The organism is Desulfocurvus sp. DL1XJH-121 (assembly GCF_054819825.1).
Map to the genome: position 1 here is coordinate 1 of NZ_JBTVWW010000162.1, position 250 is coordinate 250.

Genomic DNA, 250 nt, shown 5'->3' on the forward strand with positions numbered 1-250 from the left:
CTGGCGAAGGTGACCGGCGCCAACGTGCCGATTGGCCTGCCGGTGTGGAACACCGGGCTGCGCATTCTGGACGCGCGCCTGCGGCCGGTGCCGCCGGGCGTGGCGGGCGATCTGTATCTGACCGGCGTTCAGTTGGCGCACGGCTACCTTGGCCGGCCGGATCTGACCGCCAGCCGCTTTGTTGCCGATCCGTTCGGCGAGGGCGGGCGCATGTACCGCACCGGCGACGTGGCGCGCTGGCTGCCGGACG

1 protein-coding gene is annotated in these 250 nt (G+C 72.4%); it reads left to right on the forward strand.

Annotated features, from left to right (window positions below):
- Positions 1-250, forward strand: a 250-nt coding sequence (locus ACYYG1_RS17730) for an AMP-binding protein (protein WP_461211651.1), incomplete at both ends; no start/stop codon positions are given.